The organism is Bathymodiolus japonicus methanotrophic gill symbiont, assembly GCF_019721995.1.
Lineage (GTDB): Bacteria > Pseudomonadota > Gammaproteobacteria > Methylococcales > Methylomonadaceae > Methyloprofundus.
In genome coordinates this window covers 124,200-145,000 of sequence record NZ_BLYC01000009.1, presented here as the reverse complement: position 1 = coordinate 145,000, position 20,801 = coordinate 124,200, and the positions used below count along the sequence as shown (strand labels likewise).

General features: G+C 43.2%; 18 protein-coding genes, 2 rRNA genes and 1 pseudogene. 8 read left to right on the top strand and 13 right to left on the bottom strand.

Going from position 1 to position 20,801, the window contains the following annotated elements; genetic code table 11:
* The first annotated feature begins 250 nt into the window (after nt 1-250).
* The 3 genes from K6984_RS14190 (at nt 251) to recD (ending at nt 5,544) form a co-directional block, all read left to right on the top strand.
* Nucleotides 251-3,436, top strand: a 23S ribosomal RNA gene (locus K6984_RS14190).
* Between the two features lie 192 nt (nt 3,437-3,628).
* A 5S ribosomal RNA gene (gene rrf, locus K6984_RS14185) occupies nt 3,629-3,743 on the top strand.
* 172 nt (nt 3,744-3,915) lie between these two features.
* Nucleotides 3,916-5,544, top strand: coding sequence for an exodeoxyribonuclease V subunit alpha (recD, locus tag K6984_RS14180; RefSeq protein WP_221896117.1), 1,629 nt, complete (start codon nt 3,916-3,918; stop codon nt 5,542-5,544).
* A 59-nt stretch (nt 5,545-5,603) separates the two neighbouring features.
* Here the strand turns inward: recD and ubiK are convergent, their stop codons facing one another.
* From ubiK to K6984_RS14145, 8 genes are all read right to left on the bottom strand, one after another.
* Nucleotides 5,604-5,864: a ubiquinone biosynthesis accessory factor UbiK gene (gene ubiK, locus K6984_RS14175; RefSeq protein WP_221896116.1), complete on the bottom strand. Its 261-nt coding sequence runs from the start codon at nt 5,862-5,864 to the stop codon at nt 5,604-5,606.
* Nucleotides 5,865-5,902: 38 nt separating this feature from the next.
* Nucleotides 5,903-6,481, bottom strand: coding sequence for a MarR family winged helix-turn-helix transcriptional regulator (locus K6984_RS14170; RefSeq protein WP_221896115.1), 579 nt, complete (start codon nt 6,479-6,481; stop codon nt 5,903-5,905).
* Nucleotides 6,482-6,607: 126 nt separating this feature from the next.
* Complete coding sequence (locus K6984_RS14165; protein ID WP_221896114.1) at nt 6,608-8,413, bottom strand: DUF4105 domain-containing protein; 1,806 nt, start codon at nt 8,411-8,413, stop codon at nt 6,608-6,610.
* A 49-nt stretch (nt 8,414-8,462) separates the two neighbouring features.
* On the bottom strand, nt 8,463-8,891 hold the full coding sequence (locus tag K6984_RS14160) for a putative lipoprotein (protein WP_221896113.1): 429 nt from the start codon (nt 8,889-8,891) through the stop codon (nt 8,463-8,465).
* 126 nt (nt 8,892-9,017) lie between these two features.
* Entirely contained in the window at nt 9,018-9,245 is a 228-nt protein-coding gene (locus K6984_RS14155; protein ID WP_221896112.1) for a hypothetical protein, read from the bottom strand.
* A complete protein-coding gene (locus tag K6984_RS14150; protein WP_221896111.1) occupies nt 9,245-10,543 on the bottom strand; it encodes a transposase in 1,299 nt (432 codons plus the stop codon). The genes K6984_RS14155 and K6984_RS14150 overlap by 1 nt, the downstream gene beginning before the upstream one ends.
* A gap of 420 nt (nt 10,544-10,963) precedes the next feature.
* Nucleotides 10,964-11,092: a hypothetical protein gene (locus K6984_RS33565; protein WP_263458596.1), complete on the bottom strand. Its 129-nt coding sequence runs from the start codon at nt 11,090-11,092 to the stop codon at nt 10,964-10,966.
* 195 nt (nt 11,093-11,287) lie between these two features.
* On the bottom strand, nt 11,288-11,485 hold the full coding sequence (locus K6984_RS14145; protein ID WP_221894617.1) for a hypothetical protein: 198 nt from the start codon (nt 11,483-11,485) through the stop codon (nt 11,288-11,290).
* 314 nt (nt 11,486-11,799) lie between these two features.
* On the opposite strand from K6984_RS14145, the gene tnpC reads away from it, so the two are divergent.
* Entirely contained in the window at nt 11,800-13,209 is a 1,410-nt protein-coding gene (gene tnpC, locus K6984_RS14140) for an IS66 family transposase (RefSeq protein WP_221896110.1), read from the top strand.
* Between the two features lie 136 nt (nt 13,210-13,345).
* On the opposite strand, the gene K6984_RS14135 is transcribed toward tnpC, so the two are convergent.
* Both K6984_RS14135 and K6984_RS36240 read right to left on the bottom strand, forming a co-directional pair.
* Entirely contained in the window at nt 13,346-13,531 is a 186-nt protein-coding gene (locus K6984_RS14135) for a hypothetical protein (protein WP_221895029.1), read from the bottom strand.
* A 307-nt stretch (nt 13,532-13,838) separates the two neighbouring features.
* Nucleotides 13,839-14,090: pseudogene (locus K6984_RS36240) on the bottom strand (IS701 family transposase); the annotation flags it as partial.
* Between the two features lie 144 nt (nt 14,091-14,234).
* Here K6984_RS36240 and K6984_RS33560 point away from each other — a divergent pair.
* Complete coding sequence (locus K6984_RS33560) at nt 14,235-14,357, top strand: hypothetical protein (RefSeq protein WP_263458757.1); 123 nt, start codon at nt 14,235-14,237, stop codon at nt 14,355-14,357.
* Between the two features lie 270 nt (nt 14,358-14,627).
* Here the strand turns inward: K6984_RS33560 and K6984_RS33555 are convergent, their stop codons facing one another.
* Nucleotides 14,628-14,756 carry a hypothetical protein gene (locus K6984_RS33555; protein WP_263458729.1) on the bottom strand — a complete coding sequence of 43 codons (129 nt, stop codon included), beginning with the start codon at nt 14,754-14,756 and terminating at the stop codon, nt 14,628-14,630.
* Nucleotides 14,757-14,783: 27 nt separating this feature from the next.
* Nucleotides 14,784-15,203: a hypothetical protein gene (locus tag K6984_RS14125; RefSeq protein ID WP_221896109.1), complete on the bottom strand. Its 420-nt coding sequence runs from the start codon at nt 15,201-15,203 to the stop codon at nt 14,784-14,786.
* Nucleotides 15,204-15,576: 373 nt separating this feature from the next.
* Between K6984_RS14125 and hemL the strand changes: the two genes are divergently transcribed.
* Together hemL and K6984_RS14115 are read left to right on the top strand one after the other, a co-directional pair.
* A complete protein-coding gene (gene hemL, locus K6984_RS14120; protein WP_221896108.1) occupies nt 15,577-16,857 on the top strand; it encodes a glutamate-1-semialdehyde 2,1-aminomutase in 1,281 nt (426 codons plus the stop codon).
* Between the two features lie 34 nt (nt 16,858-16,891).
* Complete coding sequence (locus tag K6984_RS14115; protein WP_221896107.1) at nt 16,892-18,754, top strand: RelA/SpoT family protein; 1,863 nt, start codon at nt 16,892-16,894, stop codon at nt 18,752-18,754.
* 4 nt (nt 18,755-18,758) lie between these two features.
* On the opposite strand, the gene K6984_RS14110 is transcribed toward K6984_RS14115, so the two are convergent.
* Nucleotides 18,759-20,057, bottom strand: coding sequence for a transposase (locus K6984_RS14110; RefSeq protein WP_221896106.1), 1,299 nt, complete (start codon nt 20,055-20,057; stop codon nt 18,759-18,761).
* A 372-nt stretch (nt 20,058-20,429) separates the two neighbouring features.
* Here K6984_RS14110 and K6984_RS14105 point away from each other — a divergent pair, with 372 nt between their 5' ends.
* Nucleotides 20,430-20,756 carry a hypothetical protein gene (locus tag K6984_RS14105; protein ID WP_221896105.1) on the top strand — a complete coding sequence of 109 codons (327 nt, stop codon included), beginning with the start codon at nt 20,430-20,432 and terminating at the stop codon, nt 20,754-20,756.
* Nucleotides 20,757-20,801 lie beyond the last annotated feature (45 nt).

The following is a 20,801-nucleotide window of genomic DNA, read 5'->3' as shown; positions in this document are numbered from 1 at the left end:
GTAAAGTAACTTAATAATTTATTATTAAAGTTAAGGTGATTATTGAAAGATAATCAAACTAGCAAAAATTATAAACCAAAAAAGTTTCAAACGAGTTTAAAAGCGACGAAGCGACACCGAAGCGAAAGCCCAAAGTGAAGCGGAGTCAACTATTAAATGAGTTCTCAAGCAGAAAAAGCGAAAATGTCAGTGAACATATAATTCAGACGTGCGAAAAGCGCGAGCTGTGTAAGACGTATTTGGGTTATATGGTCAAGTGAATAAGCGCATACGGTGGATGCCTAGGCGATAAGAGGCGAAGAAGGACGTTGTAGGATGCGATAAGCCGCGGAGAGTTTTCAAGCAAACTTTGACCCGCGGATTTCCGAATGGGGAAACCCAATGACCATAAGGTCATTATCATACTCTGAATACATAGGAGTATAGAAGCGAACCGGGAGAACTGAAACATCTAAGTACCCCGAGGAAAAGAAATCAATTGAGATTCCCTAAGTAGCGGCGAGCGAACGGGGACCAGCCGAACAGAATAGAGTTAGTGGAAGCGTATGGAAAGTCGCGCGATACAGGGTGATAGCCCCGTACACGAAAACTCTTTTTTGACATATTAAGTAGGTCGATGCACGTGAAACGTTGACTGAAGATGGGGGGGACCATCCTCCAAGGCTAAATACTCCTTATCGACCGATAGTGAACTAGTACCGTGAGGGAAAGGCGAAAAGAACCCCGGAGAGGGGAGTGAAATAGATCCTGAAACCGTATGCGTACAAGCAGTAGGAGCCCCGCCCCTAAATTACTTTAAAAAAGGAAGCTGATGCATTATTTTTATGTGTTGCAAAGTATAGAAGATAAAGGGAAGTTTTATTATGGATGCACAAGCGACTTGCGAGAAAGACTAAAGTCACATAACGCAGGAAACAACAAAGCAACCCAAAGTAATCAATGGCGAGTAGTCTATTATGAAGCGTTTTTAACACTCAGTGGAGCAAGAAAGCGAGAATATCGCATCAAGCATCACGGAAGTGGGAAGCGAAATCTAATGGACAGAATCAAACCAACTCTAGAGTAATTTAGGGGCGGGGTGACTGCGTACCTTTTGTATAATGGGTCAGCGACTTACATTTTGTGGCAAGCTTAACCGAGAAGGGGAGGCGTAGCGAAAGCGAGTCTTAATAGGGCGTATAGTCGCAAGGTGTAGACCCGAAACCGGGCGATCTATCCATGGCCAGGTTGAAGGTGGGGTAATACCTACTGGAGGACCGAACCGACTTATGTTGAAAAATGAGCGGATGAGCTGTGGATCGGAGTGAAAGGCTAATCAAGCCCGGAGATAGCTGGTTCTCCTCGAAATCTATTTAGGTAGAGCCTCGTGTATAACTGTTGGGGGTAGAGCACTGTTACGGCTAGGGGGTCATCCCGACTTACCAAACCGTTGCAAACTCCGAATACCAACAAGTTTCAGCACGGGAGACACACGGCGGGTGCTAAGGTCCGTCGTGAAAAGGGAAACAGCCCAGACCGTCAGCTAAGGTCCCAAAATCTATGCTCAGTGGGAAACGATGTGAAAAGGCCCAGACAGCCAGGAGGTTGGCTTAGAAGCAGCCATCCTTTAAAGAAAGCGTAATAGCTCACTGGTCGAGTCGGTTTGCGCGGAAGATTTACCGGGGCTAAGCATAGTACCGAAGCTACGGATCGACGTTTATTTATAAACGGAGGTGGTAGAGGAGCGTTCCGTACGCCTGCGAAGGTTAACTGAGAAGTTGGCTGGAGGTATCGGAAGTGCGAATGCTGACATGAGTAACGATAATGGGGGTGAAAAACCCCCACGCCGAAAACCCAAGGTTTCCTGCGCAACGCTAATCGACGCAGGGTTAGTCGGGACCTAAGGCGAGGCCGAAAGGCGTAGTCGATGGAAAACAGGTTAATATTCCTGTACTTGTTCTAACTGCGATGGGGTGACGGAGAAGGCTAGATCAGCTTACTGTTGGAAATGTAAGTTTAAGCGTGTAGGCAGAGAGTTTAGGAAAATCCGGACTCTTAATGCTGAGGCGTGATGACGAGTTTTTCCTTGTGAAAAACGAAGTGATTGATGCCCTGCTTCCAAGAAAAACCTCTAAGCATCAGGTTAAAACAACCCGTACCCCAAACCGACACAGGTGGGTGGGATGAGAATTCTAAGGCGCTTGAGAGAACTCGGCTGAAGGAACTAGGCAAAATGGAACCGTAACTTCGGGAGAAGGTTCACCTTTTGTATGTGAAGCCCCTGCGGGTGGAGCAGAAGAAGGTTGCAATAAATTGGTGGCTGCGACTGTTTATCAAAAACATAGCACTCTGCAAACACGAAAGTGGACGTATAGGGTGTGACGCCTGCCCGGTGCCGGAAGGTTAATTGATGGGGTTATCTTCGGAGAAGCTCTTGATCGAAGCCCCGGTAAACGGCGGCCGTAACTATAACGGTCCTAAGGTAGCGAAATTCCTTGTCGGGTAAGTTCCGACCTGCACGAATGGCGTAACGATGGCCACACTGTCTCCAGCCGAGACTCAGTGAAATTGAAATTGCGGTGAAGATGCCGTATACCCGCGGCTAGACGGAAAGACCCCGTGCACCTTTACTATAGCTTTACACTGGACTTTGAACCTACTTGTGTAGGATAGGTGGGAGACTATGAAACCATGTCGCTAGATGTGGTGGAGTCACCCTTGAAATACCACCCTGGTATGTTTGAAGTTCTAACCTAGGCCCCTTATCGGGGTTGGGGACAGTGTATGGTGGGTAGTTTGACTGGGGCGGTCTCCTCCCAAAGAGTAACGGAGGAGCACGAAGGTACCCTAATCCTGGTCGGAAATCAGGAGTTTAGTGCAATGGCATAAGGGTGCTTGACTGCGAGACGGACAAGTCGAGCAGGTACGAAAGTAGGTCATAGTGATCCGGTGGTTCTGAATGGAAGGGCCATCGCTCAACGGATAAAAGGTACGCCGGGGATAACAGGCTGATACCGCCCAAGAGTTCATATCGACGGCGGTGTTTGGCACCTCGATGTCGGCTCATCACATCCTGGGGCTGAAGCAGGTCCCAAGGGTATGGCTGTTCGCCATTTAAAGTGGTACGCGAGCTGGGTTCAGAACGTCGTGAGACAGTTCGGTCCCTATCTGCCGTGGGCGTTTGAGATTTGAGGGAAGCTGCTCCTAGTACGAGAGGACCGGAGTGGACGAACCACTGGTGTTCGGGTTGTCATGCCAATGGCATTGCCCGGTAGCTACGTTCGGACAGGATAACCGCTGAAAGCATCTAAGCGGGAAGCCCCTCCCAAGATGAGATCTCACTGGAACTTAAAGTTCCCTGAAGGGTTGTTGAAGACTACAACGTTGATAGGCTAGGTGTGGAAGCTCAGTAATGAGTGAAGCTAACTGGTACTAATTGCCCGTGAGGCTTGACCATATAACACCAAATAGGTTTTACCTGTTTGAGTTATATGAAAGCGACAAGACGTTTTTACTGTAAGAGAGCGAAGACTCTTAAACTCAGACACAGATTTCCAATTATTTAGCCACAAGCTGAATAAGAGACGATTGATAGCGAGAGACATACCGCACAAGGTAAACATCAAAGCTAGTCAATCAACACCGATTGCTTGGTGACCATAGCGAGCGTGAACCACCCGATCCCATCTCGAACTCGGAAGTGAAACCGCTTAGTGCCGATGATAGTGTGGATTTATCCATGTGAAAGTAGGGAATTGCCAAGCTCTTAATATTAAAACCCATTCTTTAACCAGAATGGGTTTTTTTTTGCTTCGAACTTTGTTGTACAATATCAAACAGTACCTTGTAGGGCGTGGCTTTAGCCAGCCTTTATTATGTTTGCAGCGATTGGGCCGGCTAAAGCCGCGCCCTACGAAAATATTCAGGCTGGTTTATATGCAAGATGAAACATTATCAAGCCGCTTAGATTATGCTTTTGCCAGGTTTCTAACTCAATTAAGTGTCTTAGATTCTGAACAATCAAAACAGTTTAAAGCTATTATTGCGCAGCTATCTTATGCTCAAAGCCAGGGACATAGCTGTATTGAGTTAAGTGAAACTGATCAAAAAATTGTATTGGCATCAGGTATGGCTGATGAATCTGGAAAGCACCCTTTAGTGATGGAAAACAACAGGTTGTATCTGCAGCGCTACTGGAGCTACGAGTGTCAATTGGCTGACAAAATCATTACCCTGAGTAGTGGCAATAGCCTATCAACAGAGCTGGAAAATATCATTGAACAGTATTTTCCAAATAATGCTGATGATATCGACTGGCAAAAAAAAGCTGCACTACGGGCGGTTCAATATCCTTTTACAATCATTACAGGTGGCCCGGGAACTGGAAAAACTACCACGGTGGTTAAAATTCTTGCGTTATTGCAAGAGTTATCGCCTCAGCCACTGAATATTGCATTAGCTGCTCCCACAGGAAAAGCCGCGATGCGGCTGCAAGAGTCTATCGGCCAAAGCAAAAAATCATTACCCTGCTCTGAATTAATTAAGCAGGTTATCCCTGATCAGGTGTCTACGCTGCATCGCTTATTAGGTGCAAGGCCAGCCTCACCATATTTTAAATATAATATTGATAACCCCCTGCCCTTTGATATAGTCGTGATCGATGAAGTATCGATGATAGACTTAGCGCTTATGAGTAAATTAGTTAGTGCGTTAAAACAAGGTAATCGATTGATTTTATTAGGGGATAAGGATCAGCTGGCATCAGTTGAAACAGGAGCGGTGTTGGCTGATTTAACGTTTGCATTACCAGAGTACACACAGGAACTTAAAAAATCCTATCGGTTCTCAGGTTATATAAAAACATTTTCAGATGCAGTTAATCAGCGACGTGAGCAGGATGCATGGGAGTTACTGGCACAAGACACAGCTCAGCTATGTTTATTAAAACAGGATTTAATCGATTATATAAGTCATCATCAAACAGCCTATTTACAGTTAATAACGGAAGGAGCCGAGTATAAACATTGTTTTTCTGCATTTAATGAATTTCAGGTGCTATGTGCAACGCGTCAGGGTGTGAATAGTGTCGCTGATATTAATCACCGTGTTGTGCAGCAGCTAAGAGCTAGAAAACTCATTAAAAGTAGTGGGGAGTGGTATAGTGGTCGCCCCGTTATGATTGCTCACAATGATCCGGCATTGCGTTTGTATAACGGCGATATAGGTGTCTGTATGCCAGATACTGAATGTGGTGGGCAATTAATGGTGTTTTTCTTAATGCCAGATGGTGCAGTAAAAAAATATGTGCCTGCCCGGCTACCATATTGTGAAACTGTGTACGCGATGACCATACATAAAAGTCAGGGCTCCGAGTTTAATGAGGTGTTACTGGTATTACCTGAGTCTATCAACCCTGTGTTAACCAAGGAGCTAATTTATACAGGCATTACCCGAGCCAAGGAATCACTAAAGATATTAGCTAACAAGGAGGTGTTTTTAGCAACGCTACAACGCAAGGTTGAGCGTTCCGGTGGTTTAGCGCAGAGGATTATGCAAATGAAATAAGGCATTTGCTATGCATAGTATGGAGCGAACACACAGCACACATTCGCTCCAGCTGTCTTTTACTTATTTGGCTTGGTAATAAGTTGTTGCTCCATTTCTGCAACACGCTGTTCAAGGTCTTCAAGTTTTGAGCGTGTTTTGGCTAAGACACCTTTTTGTACTTCAAATTCCTCGCGAGTCACTAAGTCCATCTTGCCTAAGGCGCTTTGTAAAATAGCGCGGAAATTTTTCTCCATATCTTCTTTTAGGTTAGAAAGGCCTGGTGGAATGGCGTCACTTAGACGCGAGGCGATATCATCAATAGATTGTGGATCAAACATTTTAATTCCTAAATAATTAAGTAAATAAAGTCTAGTGCTTAGACTAGGCCAGAATTGGTAACAGAGATATATTCACGACAAATTTTTTCTATATCATCCTGCTGTAGAGGTTGCTGCATTAATAAGCAATAGTAATGGTCATCTTGTTCACTGAAGGTAATACAGTTCTTGCATTGGCCAAAATTACTTGTGCCATTGACATTTTGTAAGGCGACCAATGCTTCATAAAGAGCGGCACTGATAGAGTCAAACTGCTTATTGGCAATGGCCTGTTCGGCTTTGGTAAATACGTCAAAAGGAGTGATACTTTTGAGTAGCTCCTGCCCTGGTGTTAATATTTTCAGGTGCACGATGCGTTTATCGACGGTGTCTTGTTGTTTTTCCAGGTAACCCTTACGCACAAGCACCTGAAGGGTTTGCGACACGGTACCTTTAGTTAAACCGAGGTAATCGGTAACCGCAGCGGGTGTATCACTAAATCGATTGCAACTGGCTAAATAGTCAAGGGTCTGGACATGCACGGGTTGCAGTCCTAAAGCTGAATATTTCTTGCGTTGCTCAGCCCTCAGCAAGGTACTGATACGTTCAATTAATTTTAGCGTTGTTAGTTCCGGCATGCAGGTATCTTATCACTACTGAGAGCAGGCATAAAATAAACTGGGCAAAACTTTTACAGGTTTTTACCTTTGCGAAATATCACTTAATAAGAACCTGGTCGGTGCTATAAAATTACTGGACTGATCTCAGTTGTCAGGAAAGCTTAAATGTTTATAACTGCCTTTACGGATATTGAAAAAAGCCAGCTCAGGCAGGCTCATTATCATGCCCATTACACCACTTTTTAATGTGGTGCCCGAGTCGAAAGGAGACGAAAGACTGCCATAGATACTAACAGTTGTAGCAGTTAGTAAATTAAGTGCTCCTAATAGAGGTCGATCCCAGATTTTGTCATCAGTAAAAAATAGAAATGCAGAATCCTGGTCATTAAATTTGTAATCTTGTGCACTCAGGGTATTAAATTCGCGTAAATACACCAAGAGATCATTTTCTTGCTGGTACATGTCTACTAGTTTCTGGTGACGGAAGGAAGGTAATGTGAGCCTGCGGTAGTTGGTTGAAAGGCTATGAAATGAACCGAAAGGTATAAAAGCTATTAGGTTAGTATCAGCTAATTGTTCTATTTCGTGTATGTATTTATCATCAATATTAGCTTTATCTATTGTGCTAAAAATTTCGGTCACGCAGTTACGTGTGAATAAATCATAGTGATACAACGCATTCATTTGTCGGGATATATGTTGTTGATAATGCGCTAGTCTTTGTAAAGCATTCCTTGATTGATCTGATGTCAGTGTAGTAAATAGATGACCAGGTAAAGGGATGGATTTTGTGGGTAATAATTGTTCGCCAGTAACTTTGATGCTATGGTTTTCTGCTAGACCGCGTTCGCGTTCATAATAGCGGTTACTCAACATTTCAAGGCGGCTGTAATCTTTTTCTGTAATAGCTAGAGGTGCAGTAAAAAATTGACCTTTGCGATGAACAAACCTGGTTAAGGCCTGATTTTTTTGCTCTATTAATAAGGTTCTATAATTATTTACTTCAGCATAAGGGATGCTATAGCTTTCATCAGGGAAACTATCCAGGAAAACGAAGCTGCCTGAATCGATAGTAAGCGAGAGACTTAATATACGGGCATAAAGAGTAAAAGCGGCACTACCCCAGTCAGGGCGCCTGGAATTTAGTAAGTCAATTAAGTTGTTGACTAATGTATTTTGAAATATTGTTAATTGAGCTAATTCAGATTGAGATAGTGTAAAGCTGGGCTGTTCAGGAATAAAATAGTGATTTTTATCTAAGGGAAATCTTTTATTAATGGTATGTAAAAATAACAGTTTACTAACGATGTCTATATGTTGGCTGGCAAAAGAATAAGGGGCAGGTAAAAAAGAATTGTCACTTAGTTGCAGTGAATCTTTAGGCCAGGGTTGAGGTTGCAGGGTCAATAGCTCTGCTTCAAGGTGTTGTATTTGTTTAGAGAGAAATGCAGCACCATATTTTTGCGTTATCTTTTTATGAAGACTATGGATGGTAGAAGCTTCTATTTCACGCGGCACAGCATTATTATCAAACAGGCCTGCACCTTTGATGCTTAATAAAGGATTCTCGGCTTGTTTTTCTAACAAAACTATATTCAGGTTAATTTCATTGAGTAAATTATCTTGTTGTTTTTGTTGCAATAAATGCCGGTTAAAATAATGGCGTAATTGCTTGTAGTGGTCATCATTTAGTTCTACCGTTGCCTGGTGTATGGTTCTATTGTCTAAATAACGATAATGGAAGTTGAAATCAATACTAGCTTGTTTAACTAGGCGAATAATACCACCATTATAATGCTGAAAATGGAAGGTCACATCATCGAAACGTAACGCAGTATGTCCCCCACTAGCGAGGCCTTCACGGGCATTAATATAAAGATAGTGTAGAGGTTTTGCTGTGAGAGTAGAAATGCAGAATAAGTAAAAAAACGGGCCTAATAATAGGCGCAAGTAAATGCTCTGTTGATTAGGCACGTTTTTGAATAGTAGTTAATGCTTATTACTGATCATACCCTTTCTGAATTATACCCATTGCAAGTGGGTTAGCATCTGCTATGCTGCTTTTATACGTCTGGTAGACCCCCTCTGAAAGATAAGCTTCTTTTAAACCGCGCCCAATGGCGATAAGAGTTGCTTCATCATGCTCCCATGAGGTAACTCCATTTGCGGCTGCAATTTCACTGATTCCTTTACCAAATGTGGAGCGGTCAAATGCTTCGCTGTCTAGATAAGCAGTCGTGTAATCAATGATGTCTTCTTGATATCTTTCCTCATCAGTTAAGGACGATGATGGGCTGCTAGAGCTCGAGAAACTGGATTTAGAACTACTTGCGGAGCTTTTAGAAGAGCTCTTGGAGCTATATGAAAAAGAGCAGCCTTGTGCAAGACCAATAATAATGAAAGAGATTAAAAAAGATTTAATTTGCATGCCAACATCCTTAGTTTTGAGGGAGAGAGTTACATGATTTGATAAACAGACGTATTATGACAAAAACCACAAAAAAATACATTGATACTTGAATGAAATATCAATAATTTTTCTGCTTATTCGCCTTTATTGCATGTCATAGCCTTTTTGTATGTTTAATAATCTAAATTCGTTAGAGCCTGCTATACTTTTCTTGTATGTCTCATAGACACTGCCGGTCATTCCTGATTTTCTTAATCCCCGACCTATACCTATCATGGTTATTTCATCGCCTTCCCAGTTAGTCATTCCATTTTCAGAAATGCCTTTTAAAAAAGCAAAACGGTCATATTCAGCGATGCTTAGATAGGCCATCAGTGTTCCCCTATCAATTGAGGCCGTGAAACTAACCTCGCCACAAGAGAGCTCATAAAGCACTGTAAAGACATTCCTGTTATTATTGCGTTTTGAACTGCTCGAATGGTATACGAGCTGATACGAGATATTCTTGCCTGGAAAAATAATGGATTCACAAAAGGATCTCGTTTTTGGGCCTGTTGCTGCCTAATCTCCAGAGCCTCGCTATATTTTTTATCCGATGGATGAATCAATTCTGGCTGTTGTGTTTTTGAAATCTCTTCAAACACTCGCATTAAATTATAGCTCATTGCAGTCAGGCGCATTTGATTTTCAAGTGAGCGGGTATTGGAAGACCAAGCTTTAGTTTCCTTGAAATTACTTTTAGTGTTATTGAATGTCTTTTCAATCGTCCATCGTTTGAAATATAGCATGGCAATGGCTCCAGGGTTAATAGTCATTGGCAAGGTTGTCACAAACCGGTGAAGTTTTCCGGTTTCTGGATCACGGTAATCCACCACGTTAAATTTGATGCCCTTGTTTTCGTACACACTGTATGCTTCAACTCCTGTATTGATCTCATGCTGGGAGTCAAAAGGGATAGACTCAACCAGAGTCGCAATTGAATTTTCTTTTAGCATTGAAATCATGTAATTAGCATGTCGTTTCTGCCGATCCCACCAGACAAAGTCGATGACGGCTTTATCGTAGACATAGAGATGTTTCTGAGAGCTGTTATTTCCCTTGTTTTGCTTTTCAATATGATCTCGTAACACAGGTATTTCTTGATGTCTCTGAGTTCCGTTTGTCACCAGACAAAGAAATCTGAGCAAACCACTTCTGAGATTCAACGCGTAAATCCCCCCGGCCGCATAAACTTTCCCCTTGCTGTTTTTTTCAGTATGGCAGGCATGATCAATAAAATGTCCATCCGCTGCTTCTATGGTGTATTCGTCAAGTTCCGGGAATGCTTTAAGATAATCAATGCCTTGCGATAGCAGTGTTTCAGCGTGAAGATGATAGCTCTGCTGTTCAAATGCCTCAAGCATACTTGTTCGTCTATGCGACTTCAGTGATTTAAAATACGTTGAGTGGGGAAGCAGCTGGCCATAAATCTGTTCATTGGTTTGGAGGAAATGGCTACCACTATCGACTACACTGATACAGCGTAATAACCCAAGGCGAATAAAGTCGATATCCTTCAACTCTGGGCATGAACGAGCCCACAAAGGATGACGCTCTGCTAACAGGGCACGTTCCATACTTTCATTGCAGTGTTGGTGAATATGTTCAGAGAGTGGTAGGTCTTTAAGCATGGGTGATATCCGTTTATGAGGTGATTAAAACGGAAATTTTTAGAAAACCTTTTTCGGCAATTGCAAGCTTTATTTGAAATTATTTGTTGTTTTTTTACGGTGCCTACAGAGTGTCTATTTGCTGTTATAAGTGATTAAAATCAAAAAGATGGAAATATTCGAGTGGTGCTACATTCAGGTAGGTTATAGGCTGCTTTGTTTAGGTACTTCTTCTTTCAATGGGAACACTGATGTGATAGGCTGTAGTATAGTCCATTATTTGATCTTCATACGCTGAAAATCAGGGAAACGGAGCCTAAGCGAAGTGATGATTTTTAGTCCGCGATAGCCGTAGGGCCGTTATTTTGTCGGAGTCTGAGCGTTAGCGAAGGTGGAGACAAAATAAAAGGCCATCCGACACGGCGTCAAGTCATTTGGAGCCTATGTTCCGACCCCTTGTTGGGTCGGGACAAGGTGACGAGGACGAATCGGGGCCGCCGGAGGCATAAGTGGTCGCGTTAAGTTTTTGCTGCTTGCTTGGGCTGGGATGCCCAAAACAAGCTTTCGCAAAAATAGCGACTCCCCGTTCTTTTTCATCTTCGGATGAAGAGCTACTGGTACTTGAGGAAGAAGAATCTGAACTACTGCCTGAACTATCAGATGAGCTCTCTGAACTTGTTGAACTGGCAGAAATTGAGCAGCCGTTTATAAGAGGAATGACAAAAGTAACTACTCAGCGTACGCTTAAAATCAGGGAAACGGAGCCTAAGCGGAGTGATGATTTTTAGTCTCTGGTAGGCGACAGGGCAATTCGCTGATCCGAAGTGCGCTAGTAGCGCGCGAGGGAGGCAAGAATTGCATTCCGAATAGCCGTCCAGCCATTTGAGGTAGACTTAACTGAGCAGGGTTTTGTGCGTAGTTGAGTAGTTGAGACGGACGCAGGGCGACCAGGGCATCTCCCATTCGCTGCGTAGGCGAATGAATGTTGGTGACAGGAGTCCCAGAATGTTGTGAGGTAGCATGGCGCGCCTGAATAATTAAAAAAGTTCTTGACAGGGTTTTAGTCTGGTTTTTGTGATTTTTAGTAAACTGCCCAACAGTCGATTAATCCACGCTTTATTGCTTCTATCGCTATAGTCATCACAAAATGTCCCCTTAAACATCTACGACCTCGAAGAACTTTTTTATTCGCCTTACAATCGCTTAAAACAAGGAAAATTCGGGATTTAAAACCCATGAGATAATAAGCCTGTCCTTAAAGCAATACAGGTTACCCTTTGAAAATAGACTTCATCGATGTTGATTCCGCAATCAGTCATGCCAAACAGTTACTTGAAACTGAGCGTGATATATCGCCTGCGCTAAAATCAGCACTGGAAGTGATTCTATTATTAGTCACGGTATTACTCAATCGAGTGACACTGAACAGCAAAAATAGCAGTAAACCACCTGCAAGTGATCCCAACCGTAAAAAAGGGAATCGAAAAAAATCAGATAAGCCTTCTGGCGGACAAAAATCGCATGTCGGCACGACACTCCAAAAAATAGATGACCCGGATGAAATCGAGATCATTACCATTGATCGCCGTACCTTGCCAAAAGGGCGATACACGGCAGATGGCTTTGAAACACGCCAGGTATTCGATATTGATATCTCAAGGGTAGTGACAGAATACCAGGCGCAACGGTTGATAAATGGAAAAGGTCAGTGTTTTATCGCTCCTTTTCCAGATGAGGTTACTAAGGCTGCGCAATATGGTAATGGGATAAAAGCCCATGTGGTTTATCTTTCGCAATATCAGTTATTGCCCTACAACCGAATACAGGAGTATTTCGCTGATCAATTAGGTATGCCGATTAGTGAAGGCTCTATCTATAATTTCAATGAACTGGCCTATGAGAAGTTGGCTGGGTTTGAAACTATCAGTAAAGAACACTTAGTCGAATCAGCGTGCATTCATGCGGATGAAACAGGCATTAATATTAATGGTAAGCGCCATTGGCTACATGGGGCCTCCAATGTTCAGTGGACACACTTCTTTCCCCATGCCAAACGTGGCACAGAGGCAATGAATGACATTGGTATTTTACCCCATTTTCATGGGATTTTATGTCATGATCATTGGAAGCCCTACTATAAATATGATTGTACTCATTCGCTTTGTAATGCACATCATTTGAGGGAATTAACGCGCGCCTGGGAGCAGGATAAACAGGAGTGGGCGCTTGAAATGAAACGACTACTTGAAAAAATGAATGATGCCGTCAATGAAGCAGGTGGCATGCTACTACATAAAGAAGCAGAAAAATGGAAGGTACAATACAGAGAATTACTTGGCAAAGCGGAGATCGAATGCCCACCACCCGATAAGCCTAAAGAAGTAAAACGGGAGCGAATAAAACGCAGTAAAGCTAGAAACTTACTGGAAAGGCTGATTAATTATGAAGAGGATGTCTTGCGCTTCATGACAAATACCTGGGTGCCATTTACCAATAATGCCGCAGAAAATTCGATTCGGATGACCAAGGTTCAACAGAAAATATCCGGCTGCTTTCGTAGTACCAAGGGTGCAGAGATATTTTGTCGTGTCAGAGGGTATTTATCAACGTGCCGTAAACAAGGTCTAAGTTCAACTCAGGCAATGACCTTGGTCTTTGAGGGAAAGTTACCTGAATTTGCTTTATAATTTCATTGAACTACTCAGCTTCGCTGAGTAGTTACTGACAAAAAAACAAGACAGTAGTAAAGGTCTAAATTGCATGCTAATATCCTAACACTCGATGTTCAAGTTTTTCCATCCCATTGCCATCAAACTCTTACCTTCACCCAGCAGAACAATACTTTAATGATGCTGTTGGACCTAAGCGCCCTAAATCTCTGCCAATCATATGTTTTCCTGATGGCATCAGTTGAAACACATCCTTTATTAATTCACCTAACTCTTTCAGCTTATCACCAGGATCTGGAAACTCTAGCAATGACGTGATGAACTCAAGCAGTACATCCATTTGAGACTTGCGCTGTAAGCTTCCTACGCTGAAAATCAGGGAAACGGAGCCTAAGCGAAGTGATGATTTTTAGTCCGCGATAGCCGTAGGGCCGTTATTCTGTCGGAGTCTGAGCGTTAGCGAAGGTGGAGACAAAATAAAAGGCCATCCGACACGGCGTCAAGTCATTTGGAGCCTATGTTCCGACCCCTTGTTGGGTCGGGACGAGGTGACGAGGACGAATCGGGGCCGCCGGAGGCATAAGTGGTCGCGTTAAGTTTTTGCTGCTTGCTTGGGCTGGGATGCCCAAAACAAGCTTTCGCAAAAATAGCGACTCCCCGACGGTATACGCAGGTAGTTTGCTTTCAATGCGGGCTATTTTCTCTGGGTGAAGGAGAAGGCAATGGTCAAACAAAAGACTCAGAATCAGGCCACGGCTTGACCCCTCTTCATCTAATTGTTTGGCCTCACGCCCCCATCCTTCATAAAGCTTCCAGTCCTCAAAGAAAACCTCAATCAGCCATCTCAACGTATAGGCTTGAATAATATCTTGTGTGCGCCAAGTCAGGTCTGTCGCCACCGCTGTCAGCCCCGGACGGGCTGATAGTCTCCAGAAGGCGCAGGGAAATTTGCCAATCCGAAGTGCGCGATAGCGCGCGAGGGAGGCTAAAATTTTATCCCGAATAGCCGTAGAGCCATTTGTGGTAGCCATGACTGAGCTGCTTTGTGCTCAGTCTGTGGCGGACGCAGGGCGGCTGGAGCATCTCCTATTCGCTGCGTAGGTGAACGAATTACGGCGACAGGAGTCCCGGAATTTCGTGAGGTAGCATGGCGCGCCTGTAAATAGCGATAGTCGTTTTCACCGTCATATTTTAAGGCAATGACAAAGCGTTTTTTACTGTGAGAACTCACCTTTAATCGTGCACTGCTGACAGTCACTTTAATCTCTTTGCCGCCACGTACACGTATTATCTGATCAATGCCTTTGTTAATCGAATTAAAGCAGCTCTCGACTGACCTTATTCTACCTCTATATTCAATATTTTGGTTTTTACGTAATTGGCTAATCACCTGCGAGCCTCCAGATTCCTTAGCGGCTTCGTCCATAAAGGCTTTTTCACCATCGCTGAAAATCAGGGAAACGTAGCCTAAGCGAAGTGATGATTTTTAGTCCGCGATAGCCGTAGGGCCGTTGTTTTGTCGGAGTCTGAGCGTTAGCGAAGGTGGAGACAAAATAAAAGGCCATCCGACACGGCGTCAAGTCATTTGGAGCCTATGTTCCGACCCCTTGTTGGGTCGGGACGAGGTGACGAGGACGAATCGGGGCCGCCGGAGGCATAAGTGGTCGCGTTAAGTTTTTGCTGCTTGCTTGGGCTGGGATGCCCAAAACAAGCTTTCGCAAAAATAGCGACTCCCCGAACAGCGCATCAGCCAGTACGCCTTTAATTTTAATCAGGCTATGCGCAACTTTAAACTCTTTTAATAAGCCTAATGCAATCTCTGTTTTGGTCGGGTAGGCACTGTCACGTTCAGGCTTAATAGGCCGATCTTTTTTTGCTATCGCTGTCAGCCCCGGAAGGGCTGATAGTCTCCAGAAGGCGCAGGGAAATTTGCCAATCCGAAGTGCGCGATAGCGCGCGAGGGAGGCTAAAATTTTATCCCGAATAGCCGTAGAGCCATTTGTGGTAGCCATGACTGAGCTGCTTTGTGCTCAGTCTGTGGCGGACGCAGGGCGGCTGGAGCATCTCCTATTCGCTGCGTAGGTGAACGAATTACTGAAACGAATGAAATCTCATCCTATATCGTGTTCTAACATATACAAACTATTCTTTAATCTGAAGTTTCCCAATAATTATTTATGGTAAAATTGAAACTATGCTACAACTATATGAAAAAAAATAGTCTTTTCATTCGTTTCAAATGCTATTGCCTAAGGGGAATTAAGTAGGGGTTTGCTATAAACATGGCAAAACCACCTAAAATAAACCTCGATACACCAGCATTGTGTATTTCAGCTACTCAATAATTGGGAAACTTCAGTTCTTTAATTTCATAAAGGTAATAATATGACTGATTCTGCTAGTTTATTTTCCGAAGCGAAAACCGTTATACCTGGTGGTGTTAATTCACCTGTACGTTCCTTTAGTGGTGTCGGAGGTACACCTGTTTATATAGATCATGCCAAAGGTGCTTATGTATATGACTCGGAGGGTAAACAATATATAGACTATGTAGGTTCCTGGGGGCCGATGATAGTAGGTCATGCGCATCAGGATGTGCTAGATGTTGTTAATGAAACGGCAGCAAAAGGACTTAGTTTCGGAGCGCCCACTGAGCTAGAAACATTAATGGCAAAAAAGATCTGTAAATTAGTGCCATCGATTGAACAGGTACGTATGGTGAGTTCTGGCACAGAGGCAACTATGAGTGCCATTCGTCTTGCGCGAGGGCATACTGGGCGGGATAAGATTGTTAAATTTGAGGGCTGTTATCATGGTCATTCAGATTCTTTATTAGTTAAAGCCGGTTCCGGTGCATTAACGTTAGGCGTACCTAGTTCACCAGGGGTTCCTGCTGCGGTGGCAGAAGATACGATTACCCTGACTTATAATGATAGTGACTCGGTTAAGCAAGCATTTGCACAAATGGGTGAGCAAATTGCTGCAATCATTGTTGAGCCAGTTGCCGGAAATATGAACTGTATTCCTCCGGCTGCTGGCTTTCTGCAAACATTGCGCGAGGTTTGTGATCAATATGCAACGATTCTGATTTTTGATGAGGTGATGACTGGTTTTAGAGTTGATAAACATTGCGCTCAGGGCTTATATAATATTAAGCCTGACTTGACTACCCTAGGGAAAATCATCGGTGGCGGAATGCCGGTAGGTGCTTTTGGTGGTACACATAAAATCATGTCATCGCTGGCACCTGTAGGTGCAGTCTATCAGGCAGGAACCTTATCCGGAAATCCGGTTGCCATGGCTGCAGGCTATAAAACGCTGGAATTAATATCGGCGGCCAATTTTCATCAGCAACTGGCTGAAAAAACACGTACACTGGCCGAAGGCATACAGGCAAAAGCGATTGCTGCAAATATTGGCATGTCTATAAATATCGTAGGTGGAATGTTTGGCTTGTTTTTTACTCAGGAGGATAATATCAGCAGCTTTTCTCAGGTTATGCAGTGTGATCAGGAACTATTCAAGCAATTTTTTCATGGCATGCTGAGTGAAGGTGTGTATTTTGCACCATCAGCTTTTGAAGCTGGCTTTGTTTCATCTGCGCACAGTGAGGCAGATATCGCTGCAACCATAGCTGCGGCTGAACGCGTATTTAACCAGTTATAGAGATCATTCCTGGGCTCTTCGCGCAAGCTTTAATATGCCTAGCTACCACCCTTCAACAGCCGACTTATTTGCGCGCTTTGCAGAAAAAGAATGTGCCTTAATTCAGCGAGCAATTGCGCTAGTTGAAGACTATGAGGATGTTGAGTCCAATCGTCCTCATGGTGTTGATGTTGCATTAAATTTACTTAGCCTGAATGTTGATTTAGAAACCATATTAGCAGCGATCTTAAGTGATTCACGACTATTAGACTATTCGCTGCAAGCTGAGTTTGGAACAGTCGTTGCCAGCTTAGTGAGTAATGTCAGGGAAATTAACTCGCTTAAAGTTTACTCCAGAAATATATCAACACAGGCCTCGCAAGTAGAAATTGTCAGGCGCATGTCGCTGGCCACCGCTGACGATGTTCGAGCACTATTGATCAAGCTGGCTTATCGCTTGGCGAGATTAAAAAAATTAGCTCAGGAAGAGCCGGAAATGCGTCACTTTATCGCTCAGGAAACCCTGGATTTGTATGCACCTATTGCAAATCGCCTGGGGAAAGGGCAATTAAAATGGGCGCTGGAGGATTATGCTTTTCGCTATTTAGAGCCAGAAAACCACTTATTTGTCGCCAGAGAATTAGAGAATAAACGTGCACACCGGGAAGAGTGTATCGATACATTTATCCAGCAATTGCAACAGACAGTGGGTGGCAGCGGCATGTGCGTGGAAATCAAAGGTCGTCCCAAGCATATTTATAGTATCTGGCAAAAGATGCAGCGTAAAAACTTACCCATAGACGAGCTATATGACTTATTAGCAGTGCGGGTGATTGTGCAGGAAACAGCGCACTGCTATGAGATACTGGGGCTAGTGCATCAACACTGGACATCGATTCCTAAAGAATTTGATGATTATATTGCCAACCCTAAAAATAATGGCTATCAGTCTTTGCACACGGTTATTTTAGATGCTGAAAATAACCGCATAGAAGTTCAGATACGTACTAAAGAGATGCACGACTTTGCAGAACTTGGGGTCGCGGCACACTGGCGCTATAAGGAAGGTAGCAAACAGGATATCGCCACTGAAAAAAGTATAGCGTCTTTAAGGCAATTGCTCGAAGAAAAAGATGGCGATACTTTGCTGGCAAATTTTCGTACCGAGTTATTTGCCGACCGAGTATACGTGTTAACTCCCACAGGCCAATTAATTGACCTAGTTAAAGGTGCAACTCCGCTGGATTTTGCCTATGCAATTCATACTGATGTCGGACATCGCTGTCGCGGTGCTAAAGTTAATGGGTCTATCGTTCCTTTAACCTATCCGTTGCAAACCGGAGAGCAGATTGAAATTCTTACCGCGAATGAAATTGCCCCCAATCCGAACTGGATTGATCCTAATCTGGCATATTTAAAAACGCCACGCGCTATTCAAAAAGTAAAAGCCTGGATTAAACAACAAGGGAAAGAACAGCATCTATTGATGGGGCAGCAACTGTTAGAAAAAGAAGTACATCGCCTGGGGCTAACAAAAGATTACCAGCTCAAACTATTACAGCACTTTAAGCTGCCTGATATGAACAAGTTATATATTGCTCTGGGTCGTCATGTCATCAATAGTCGGCAATTAAACTATGCCTTGCTTGAAAACGGGCGAAAGAAAAGGCAGGTAAAAGCTAAGCAGGCCGCTTCAGCACAGACTAATATACTGGAAATCACCGTAGCCGGAACAGATAATATTCTGACCCATTTTGCACAGTGCTGTCAGCCACAGACGGGGGATGATTTAACCGGCTTTATTACGCATAGCAATGGTATCGCCATTCACAAAGCAGATTGTGAAAATATCAGCAAACTAAATGACGAGCAGAAAAAACAGATCGTTGTGGTGAGTTTGAAAGTAAATAGTCTCTAGGTCATCAGTGTTCCCCTATCAATTGAGGCCGTGAAACTAACCTCGCCACAAGAGAGCTCATAAAGCACTGTAAAGACATTCCTGTTATTATTGCGTTTTGAACTGCTCGAATGGTATACGAGCTGATACGAGATATTCTTGCCTGGAAAAATAATGGATTCACAAAACGATCTCGTTTTTGGGCCTGTTGCTGCCTTATCTCCAGAGCCTCGCTATATTTTTTATCCGATGGATGAATCAATTCTGGCTGTTGTGTTTTTGAAATCTCTTCAAACACGCGCATTAAATTATAGCTCATTGCAGTCAGGCGCATTTGATTTTCAAGTGAGCGGGTATTGGAAGACGGAGCTTTAGTTTCCTTGAAATTACTTTTAGTGATATTGAATGTCTTTTCAATCGTCCATCGTTTGAAATATAGCATGGCAATGGCTCCAGGGTTAATAGTCATTGGCAAGGTTGTCACAAACCGGTGAAGTTTTCCGGTTTCTGGATCACGGTAATCCACCACGTTAAATTTGATGCCCTTGTTTTCGTACACACTGTATGCTTCAACTCCTGTATTGATCTCATGCTGGGAGTCAAAAGGGATAGACTCAACCAGAGTCGCAATTGAATTTTCTTTTAGCATTGAAATCATGTAATTAGCATGTCGTTTCTGCCGATCCCACCAGACAAAGTCGGTGACGGCTTTATCGTAGACATAGAGATGTTTCTGAGAGCTGTTATTTCCCTTGTTTTGCTTTTCAATATGATCTCGTAACACAGGTATTTCTTGATGTCTCTGAGTTCCGTTTGTCACCAGACAAAGAAATCTGAGCAACCCACTTCTGAGATTCAACGCGTAAATCCCCCCGGCCGCATAAACTTTCCCCTTGCTGTTTCTTTCAGTATGGCGGGCATGATCAATAAAATGTCCATCCGCTGCTTCTATGGTGTATTCGTCAAGTTCCGGGAATGCTTCAAGATAATCAATGCCTTGCGATAGCAGTGTTTCAGAGTGAAGATGATAGCTCTGCTGTTCAAATGCCTCAAGCATACTTGTTCGTCTATGCGACTTCAGTGATTTAAAATACGTTGAGTGGGGAAGCAGCTGGCCATAAATCTGTTCATTGGTTTGGAGGAAATGGCGACCACTATCGACTACACTGATACAGCGTAATAACCCAAGGCGAATAAAGTCGATATCCTTCAACTCTGGGCATGAACGAGCCCACAAAGGATGACGCTCTGCTAACAGGGCACGTTCCATACTTTCATTGCAGTGTTGATGAATATGTTCAGAGAGTGGTAGGTCTTTAAGCATGGGTGATATCCGTTTATGAGGTGATTAAAACGGAAATTTTTAGAAAAATTCTTCGGTAAATGCAAGCTTTATTTGAGATTATTTGTTGTTTTTTTACGGTGCCTACAGAGTGTCTATTTGCTGTTATAAGTGATTAAAATCAAAAAGATGGAAATATTCGAGTGGTGCTACCTTCAGGTAGGTTATAGGCTGCTTTGTTTAGGTACTTCTTCTTTCAATGGGAACACTGATGACTAAATCAGCATTAGTAAATGTTGAGTGTTGTAAGGAAGAGCCAGAAAAATTTGCTTTATACTCGATGTTCAAGTTTTTGATATTGAGAAGGTGAAATCAGGTATTCTGAGGTTGTTGTAATTTTATCGGTGTAATCCCATGTTAATGAATGCCCCAGCCACCTTTATCCAAAGCTATATTGACGATTTAAATGATGCGCTCAATCAGCTAAAACCCGGAGCCGCTTTGACACGGATTCAAGCCGCTTGGTTGGGCACTTGTTTAACGGGCATACTGATAATGAACTCTGTTTGCTGGGCTAAGTTTGAGCGAGCAAGCCTTGGAGATTGCAAAGTAGCCGCATTATCCTGGGTGTTTCGTAAAGCAAGTATACCCTGGGACTGGTTGCTACGGGTGAGTGTGGTCTTAATTTTAAAACGATATGGCATTACTGAAGCTGAAGTTTCCCAATTATTGAGTAGCTGAAATACACCATGCTGGTGTATCGAGGTTTATTTTAGGTGGTTTTGC